This window comes from Mycobacterium sp. (assembly GCF_049683355.1).
GTDB lineage: Bacteria > Actinomycetota > Actinomycetes > Mycobacteriales > Mycobacteriaceae > Mycobacterium.
Genome location: NZ_JBAUJB010000456.1, coordinates 1 through 6,989 on the forward strand (window position 1 = coordinate 1; position 6,989 = coordinate 6,989).

The 6,989-nt window shown below is 67.8% G+C and carries 4 protein-coding genes and 2 pseudogenes; 1 reads left to right on the top strand and 5 read right to left on the bottom strand.

Annotation, left to right across the window (positions count from 1 at the left end):
• The 3 genes and pseudogenes from WA944_RS25925 to WA944_RS25935 form a co-directional block, all read right to left on the bottom strand.
• On the bottom strand, positions 1-1,064 hold a 1,064-nt coding region (locus WA944_RS25925; protein ID WP_526647487.1), incomplete at its 3' end, for an alkane 1-monooxygenase.
• A gap of 160 nt (positions 1,065-1,224) precedes the next feature.
• A pseudogene (locus tag WA944_RS25930) lies at positions 1,225-2,084 on the bottom strand (type IV toxin-antitoxin system AbiEi family antitoxin domain-containing protein).
• 77 nt (positions 2,085-2,161) lie between these two features.
• Positions 2,162-3,646 carry an amino acid permease gene (locus WA944_RS25935; protein WP_526373326.1) on the bottom strand — a complete coding sequence of 495 codons (1,485 nt, stop codon included), beginning with the start codon at positions 3,644-3,646 and terminating at the stop codon, positions 2,162-2,164.
• Between the two features lie 59 nt (positions 3,647-3,705).
• On the opposite strand from WA944_RS25935, the gene WA944_RS25940 reads away from it, so the two are divergent.
• Entirely contained in the window at positions 3,706-5,097 is a 1,392-nt protein-coding gene (locus WA944_RS25940) for an FAD-dependent oxidoreductase (protein WP_526373325.1), read from the top strand.
• Here WA944_RS25940 and manA read toward each other — a convergent pair.
• Together manA and WA944_RS25950 are read right to left on the bottom strand one after the other, a co-directional pair.
• Positions 5,042-6,268 (bottom strand): mannose-6-phosphate isomerase, class I, encoded by a 1,227-nt coding sequence (manA, locus tag WA944_RS25945; RefSeq protein ID WP_526373323.1) that lies wholly within the window; start codon positions 6,266-6,268, stop codon positions 5,042-5,044. The genes WA944_RS25940 and manA overlap by 56 nt on opposite strands.
• 5 nt (positions 6,269-6,273) lie before the next feature.
• Positions 6,274-6,989 (bottom strand): annotated as a pseudogene (locus WA944_RS25950) (TobH protein); the annotation flags it as partial.

A 6,989-nucleotide genomic window follows, 5' to 3' on the forward strand; every position in this document is an offset into this window, starting at 1 on the left:
CCGATCATCGACGCGTACCCGCTGGGCAGATTCGGCGCCCCGTTCATGCTGCGCAGCGTCTGGTAGCGACGCGTCGGGTTGGCGTGGTGGTCACTGTGCCGCTGCAGGTGGTAGAGGAACAGGTTGGTCACCAGATGGTCGGAGTTCCAGCTGTGCTCGGGCGCGCAGCGCACGTAGCGGCCGCTCTCGGTTTTCTGCCGCAGCAGCCCGTAGTGCTCGAGGTAGTTCACCGTCTCCAGCAGCGTGAAGCCGAACACCGCCGAGATAAGCACATACGGAATGAGCGCGACGCCGAAGACCGCGATGAGCGTGCCGTAGAGCACCACCGACATCGCCCAGGCGTTCAGCACGTCGTTGGACCAGTGCCAGGGGCTCTTGCCGAGCCTGCGCAGCCGCTGCGCCTCCAGCTCCCACGACGACTTCAGGCTGCCCCACACGCTGCGCGGCAGGAACTCCCAGAACGTCTCGCCGAACCGCGCCGACGCGGGATCCTCCGGTGTGGCGACGCGGACGTGGTGGCCGCGGTTGTGCTCGATGAAGAAGTGCCCATAGCAGGTCTGGGCCAGCGTGATCTTGCTCAGCCAGCGCTCCAGGGTCTCCTTCTTGTGCCCGAGCTCGTGGGCGGTGTTGATGCCGACGCCGCCCATCATGCCCACCGACAACGCCAGGCCGATCTTCGCCGGCCAGCCCAGCGACCCGTCGAACCCGAGCCAACTCAGATCCGATGCGGTGAACAGGTAGGCGCCCAGCACCACGGTGAGGTACTGGAACGGGATGAAGCTGTAGGTGCAGTAGCGGTAGTACTTGTCGCTCTCCAGCCGCTCGATCGCCTCGTCCGGCGGGTTCTCGCCGTCGGGGCCGTAGCGCCAGTCGAGTAGGGGCAGCGCCAGGTAGACGAGGATCGGGCCGATCCAGAACGGCACCTGCGCCGCCGCGTGCCAGCCGAGCTGGTTGAACGCCCAGATCACCGGCAGCATCACCAGCACCGCGGTCGGCACGATCAGGCCCATCAACCAGAGGTAGCGCTTCTTGTCCCGCCACTGCGTGACGCCGCTGTCGGCCATTCCTGAGATTTCGGTGGTCACCCCAATGCCTCCTTGCTGTGAGTGCGATCACGAACTGAGGTTGACTATATCGATGCTTTTGTCGCTTGGCTAGACAGAAATAGCGTATTTGTACAAAGAAGCGTGCGAATTTGGCGCGGAACACGACCGTCACGGTGCTTCAGCGCGCCGAAATCGCAGCCCGGATCATCGCGAGGACCCGCTGCGGATACTCGGTGAGGTCCAGCCAGGTGAAGCGCAGGACCTGCCACTTCAGCAAAACGATGCCGTTCTGGCGGAAGCGGTCGATCTGGAACTCGTCGACACCGCTGTGGAACGCGAACCCGTCCACTTCGATGGCGACTTTCGGGCCCGGAAAGCCGACGTCCACGCGGTAGTCGCCCACGCGGTAGTTGGCCTTCCACCCGGTGATGCGCGCCTCGCGCAGAATGTTGTGCAGCAGGCGTTCCGCTTCTGATCGCGCGCCGTTGGACGCCGCTTGCAGCAGTCGGCGAGAGCGCGGCGCGCCGGTGCGTCCCTTGTTGCGTAGGTGGGTCCGCCACAGGCTGTTGAGGTCGACATGTCGTTGCAGGGCGTTGTCCAGCAACTTGGCGCCGCCACCACTTTGCGCGGCGGCCTCGACGACGGTCAGCGGCACACAAGTCACCCGCATGCCGTTCCGTCCGACGACGTCCGCGGGGTCCAGATCGCGGCGTCTGACCCGGCTGCCGCCGTGCCGGCGACCATGGCTGTCGCGCGGCACCGTCACTTCTGGCACGTCAGGAGCGAACCGAGTGAGCCCGTGCCACCAGGCCGCGGTCAATCCGCTGGCCGCGGCGCGGGAACCGTATCCCCACACCGCCGCTCTGATGCGGGCCGCATCGGAGAACGCGCGGTCTTCGACGAAGTAGACGCCGCGGGCGCACCGCCGCCACTGCCCCGACTGCACCCGTCGCTGCACTGCGCGCAAGCTGAGCCCGGCCTGGCGCGCCTGATCGAGGGTGATCACTCGTCATGGCGGCGCAGATAGTCACTGAGCATGCTCTGACTGACGCGGCCGAGGATCGCGCGGTTCCCTCAGTCGCGAATCGGGCGCGCAAAACGCCCGTGCCGGTGCGTCAGCGCGCCGAATTCGCCAGCCTGGAGTGCCTGCGGCCGTAGAGGAAGTACACGACCACACCGATCGCCATCCAGACGCTGAAGCGGATCCACGTCAGTCCGGTCAGGTTCAGCATCAACCACACGCAGGCGATGATCGCCAGGATCGGCAACACCGGCACCCACGGCGTGCGGAAGCCCCGCTTGAGGTCGGGCCGGGTGCGTCGCAGCACGAGCACTCCCGCCGACACCAGCACGAACGCGAACAACGTGCCGATGTTGACCATCTCTTCGAGCCTGTCGATCGGGAAGACGCTGGCGGTCAGGGCCACCACGACGCCGACCAGGAGCGTGATGCGCACCGGGGTGCCATGTTCGCCCGTCTTGGCCAGCTGGCGCGGCAGCAACCCGTCCCGCGACATCGCGAACAGCACCCGCGTCTGTCCGAGCACCAGCACGATGACGACGGTGGTCAGCCCGGCCAGTGCGCCGATGGAGATCACCTTGGCCGCCCAGTCCACCCCGTTGAGCGCGAACGCGGTCGCGAGATTGGGCGATTCGGCGTCGCGCAGCTCGGTGTAATTGACCATGCCGGACAGCACCACGGCCACGGCAACATAGAGGACGGTCACGATCCCCAGCGAGGCCAGGATGCCGCGGGGCACGTCGCGCTGCGGGTTCTTGGTCTCCTCGGCGGTGGTCGCGACGATGTCGAAGCCGATGAACGCGAAGAACACGATCGACGCGCCGGCCAGCAGCCCGTACCAGCCGTAGCTGCTGCCTTCGGCGCCGGTGATCAGCGAGAACAGCGACTGCTCGGCCGCCGTGCCGCCTTCGGCGCCCCCGGCCTCAGCGGGCGGGATGAACGGCGAGTAGTTCTCGGCCTTGATGTAGAACGCGCCCACCGACACCACCAGCAGCACCACCGCGACCTTGAGCGTGGTCACGGCCAGGCTCACCCCGGCCGACAGCTTGGTGCCGTACGCCAGGATCACCGTGACGAACGTGATGATCACCAGCGCGCCCCAGTCGAGTTCCAGCCCGCCGACGTCGGCGACGCCGCCGCCGAACCCGAAGACGGTGCCCAGGTAGCTCGACCAGCCCTTGGCGACGACGGCCGCGGCCACGGCGAACTCCAGGATCAGATCCCAGCCGATGATCCACGCGACGAACTCCCCGAACGTGGCGTAGGAGAACGTGTACGCGCTGCCCGCGACGGGCACGGTGGAGGCGAACTCCGCGTAACACAGCGCGGCCAGCCCGCAGGCGATCGCGGCGAAGATGAAGGAGATGGAGATCGCCGGGCCGGTGATGTTGCCGGCCGTTGATGCGGTGATCGTGAAGATGCCCGCACCGATGACCACCGAGACCCCGAAAACGGTCAGATCCCACCAGGTCAGATCCTTACGCAGCCTGGTAGACGGCTCGTCGGTGTCGGAGATCGACTGCTCCACCGACTTCGTCCGCCACCGGCCGGTGGTCCGGGTGATCGGATCATGCGCCATCAGCCGTCCCCCTTTTTGTCATGTTTGCAGCGGAATGTACCGGTTACCGTAAAAGCTCGATGGCCCAAACGACACAGACCGAAAAGCATGCAATCGTCATCGGCGCCAGCCTCGGGGGGCTCTGCGCCGCGCGAGTGCTGTCGGACTTCTACGATCGGGTCACGGTGTTCGAGCGCGACGAGCTTCCCGAGGAGCCCGCCAACCGTGCCGCAGTCCCGCAGGGCAGGCACGTGCACCTGTTGATGGCGCGCGGCGCGCAGGAGTTCGACGGGCTGTTCCCAGGCCTGCTCGACGACATGGTGGCCGCGGGCGTGCCGATCCTGGAGAACCGTCCCGATTGCATCCATTTCGGCGCCGCCGGGCATGTGTTGGGCACCCACCATCGGCTCCAGGACGAGTTCACCGCCTACGTGCCGAGCCGCCCGCACCTGGAATGGCAGATCCGGCGCAGGACACTGGCGATCGACAACGTGACGCTGGTGGCGCAGGCCGTCGACGAGCCGGTGTTCGACGGGCACCGGGTCACCGGGGTGCGGACCGACGACGGTACGACGGTCGAGGCCGACCTCGTCGTGGACGCCGCAGGACGTGGCACCCGACTGCCGGCGTGGTTGGCGCAGTGGGGATTCGACCGGCCCCGTGAAGACACCGTCGATGTCGGCATCGGTTACACCACCCATCAGGTGCACATCCCCGAGGGCCTGCTCAAGGAGAAGGTGGTGGTCGCCGGTGCGTCACGGGAGCAGCCGGTCGGGCTGGGGATGCTGTTCTACGAGGACGGCAACTGGGGGGTGACGACGTTCGGCACCGGAAAGGTGCCGCCCCCTGCCGATTTCGAGCAGATGTGCGCGCTGGCCGACGCGATCCTGCCTGAGCACGTCAGCAGTGCACTGCGCCAGGGCGAACCGTTGGGCGCCGTCGCCGTGCACAAGTACCCGACGAGCAGGTGGCGGCGCTACGACGAGATGGAGCGTTTCCCCCAGGGCATCATCCCGTTCGGCGACGCGGTGGTGAGCTTCAACCCGACCTACGGCCAGGGCATGACGATGACGTCGATCCAGGCCGGCCACCTCCGACGCGCGCTGCAGGAACCCGCCACGGATCTGGCGAAGACCCTGAGCAAGGCGACGGCGAAGACCACCTACCCGGTGTGGACGATGAACGCGGTCGGTGACCTCACGCTGCACGGCGCCACCGGCCCGATGCCGCGCTGGTACCGGCCCGTCGGCTCGTTGTTCGACCAGTTGCTGGGCGCCGCGGAAACCGATCCTGTTCTGGCGGAATGGTTTCTACGCAGATTCAGCCTGCTGGACAGCCTGTGGATGGTGCCGTCGGCCAAGCTCGTCGGCCGCACGGTCCGGCACAACATGCGGTTGTGGATGGCGGAGAAGCGGGCTAGATCCCGACGGTCACCCGAAACAGCCACGTCGGCTGCTGGGCGTCCAACCTGATCGGACCGTCGTCGGCGGCGATCCACGCCGCGGCGCCACGCTCGAGCACCACCGCACTCTGCTTGGCGTACACCGTCACCGAGCCCTCGGTGCACAGCAGGATCTGCGGGCCGTCGTGGCGGGTGGGGGCGTCGATCTCGTGTCCGAGGTGCTCCCCGTCGACGGTGAGCACCGACACCGCGAACTCCGGTGCCGGGGTCTGGTAGACGAGTTCGGCTCCGTCGCGCACGGTTTCGGGGTGCACGACGACGTCGTTGGCCGGGCTGAAGTCGAGAACCCGCAGCAGTTCGGGGACGTCGACGTGCTTGGGTGTCAGGCCTCCGCGTAACACGTTGTCGGAGTTGGCCATCACCTCGACACCGATGCCCTGAAGATAGGCGTGCAGATTTCCGGCGGGCAGGTAGATCCCCTCCCCCGGGGCAAGCGTGATCCTGTTGAGCAGCAGCGAGGCGAGAACGCCGGCATCGCCGGGGTAGCGCTCACCGAGCTCGAGCACGGTCTTGGCTTCCGAGGCGAATTCCTGTTGCCCGGAACGCAGGTAGCTGATCGCGCCGTCGAGCACGGCCGGCACCAGCCTGTCGAGATCGGGCTGAGGGCAGGTGATCCACGTCGTGAACAACGCCCGCAGCCCGTCGGCGTCGGACTGCCCGGCGAGCAGGTGCACGAACGGCTCGAGGACGTCGGGTGCGAGGGCGCACATCAGCTCGACCGAGCGTGCTGCGGGCCGGAACCCGGCCAGCGCCTCGAACGGTCCGAGCGCCACCAGGAGTTCGGGCTTGTGGCTGCGGTCGCGGTAGTTGCGGTCCGGCGCCGACACCGGGATGCCCATGCGGTCTTCGCGGGTGAACCCCTCGACGGCCTGTTCGGTGCTCGGGTGCGCCTGCAGCGACAGCGGCTCGTCGGCGGCGAGCACCTTCACCAGAAACGGCAGCGTGTCGCCGAACCGGCCGCGCACCGCAGCTCCGAGTTCGCCTTCCGGATCGGCACGCAACGCCTCGAGCAGCGACTGCTCACCGTCGTCGGTGCACAGATGCGCCGGGTCCCCCGGGTGCGCGCCGAACCACAGCTCGGCTTCCGGATGCGCCGTCGGACTGGGCGCCCTGGTGAATTCGGCAATCGCGGTCCTCGAACCCCATGCGTAGGTCCGCACCGCACCCCTGAGCAGATGCACTTACCTCAACCTCGAGCCAGCCGCTGGTAGACCGCCGCCATCTCGATGCGGACCGCCAGCAGCGCCAATTGTTGTTCAGGACACCCGATTCCGGGCGCGGGTGCCGAGACCGGCACGTCCTGATCCTCCCCTGTCACAGCTACTTCCGGAACGTCGTTGGAAGCGACCACGTGGACGTCGTCGAAACCTGTCAGCCGCGCGGCGACGGCGGGCCGGTCGGCGTCGGTGGTCAGCACGAAGGTGCGGGTCCGCTGCGGCAGCGGCCCGTCGAGTTCCTCGTCGTGGAAGATCGAGGCCTCGGCTCCCGAGTCGCGGCCCCAGCCGGTCCCGATGGCCACCAGCACGTCGGCCAGTCCCACCGCGGACGCCGTCTTGTGGGCCAGTCGCAACATCACGGTGCCGGCGTGGCGGGCCAGTACCTCGGTGGCCGCGGAGTCGCCGGCGAACACGACGTCGCGGCCAAACATCCGGTTGGCCAGGCTCTTGGCCGGGTTGGTGAAGACCTGGTGCCCGGCGCTGTTGCGGAACGCCTCGGCGTCCAGTTCGTCGGCCATCGCCGCCAGGTCGACGCGGCTGGCCGTGGTCGCCGTCTGCAGCACGGCCAGCCCGGCGGCCAGGTAGCGGACCAGGGTGAAGTCGTCGGGAACCTGCAGCCGCGGCGGCAGCGCCACGACGCGGCCGGCGGTGGCGTCGCGCAGCGGTCCTTCGAAGGGGGCCACCA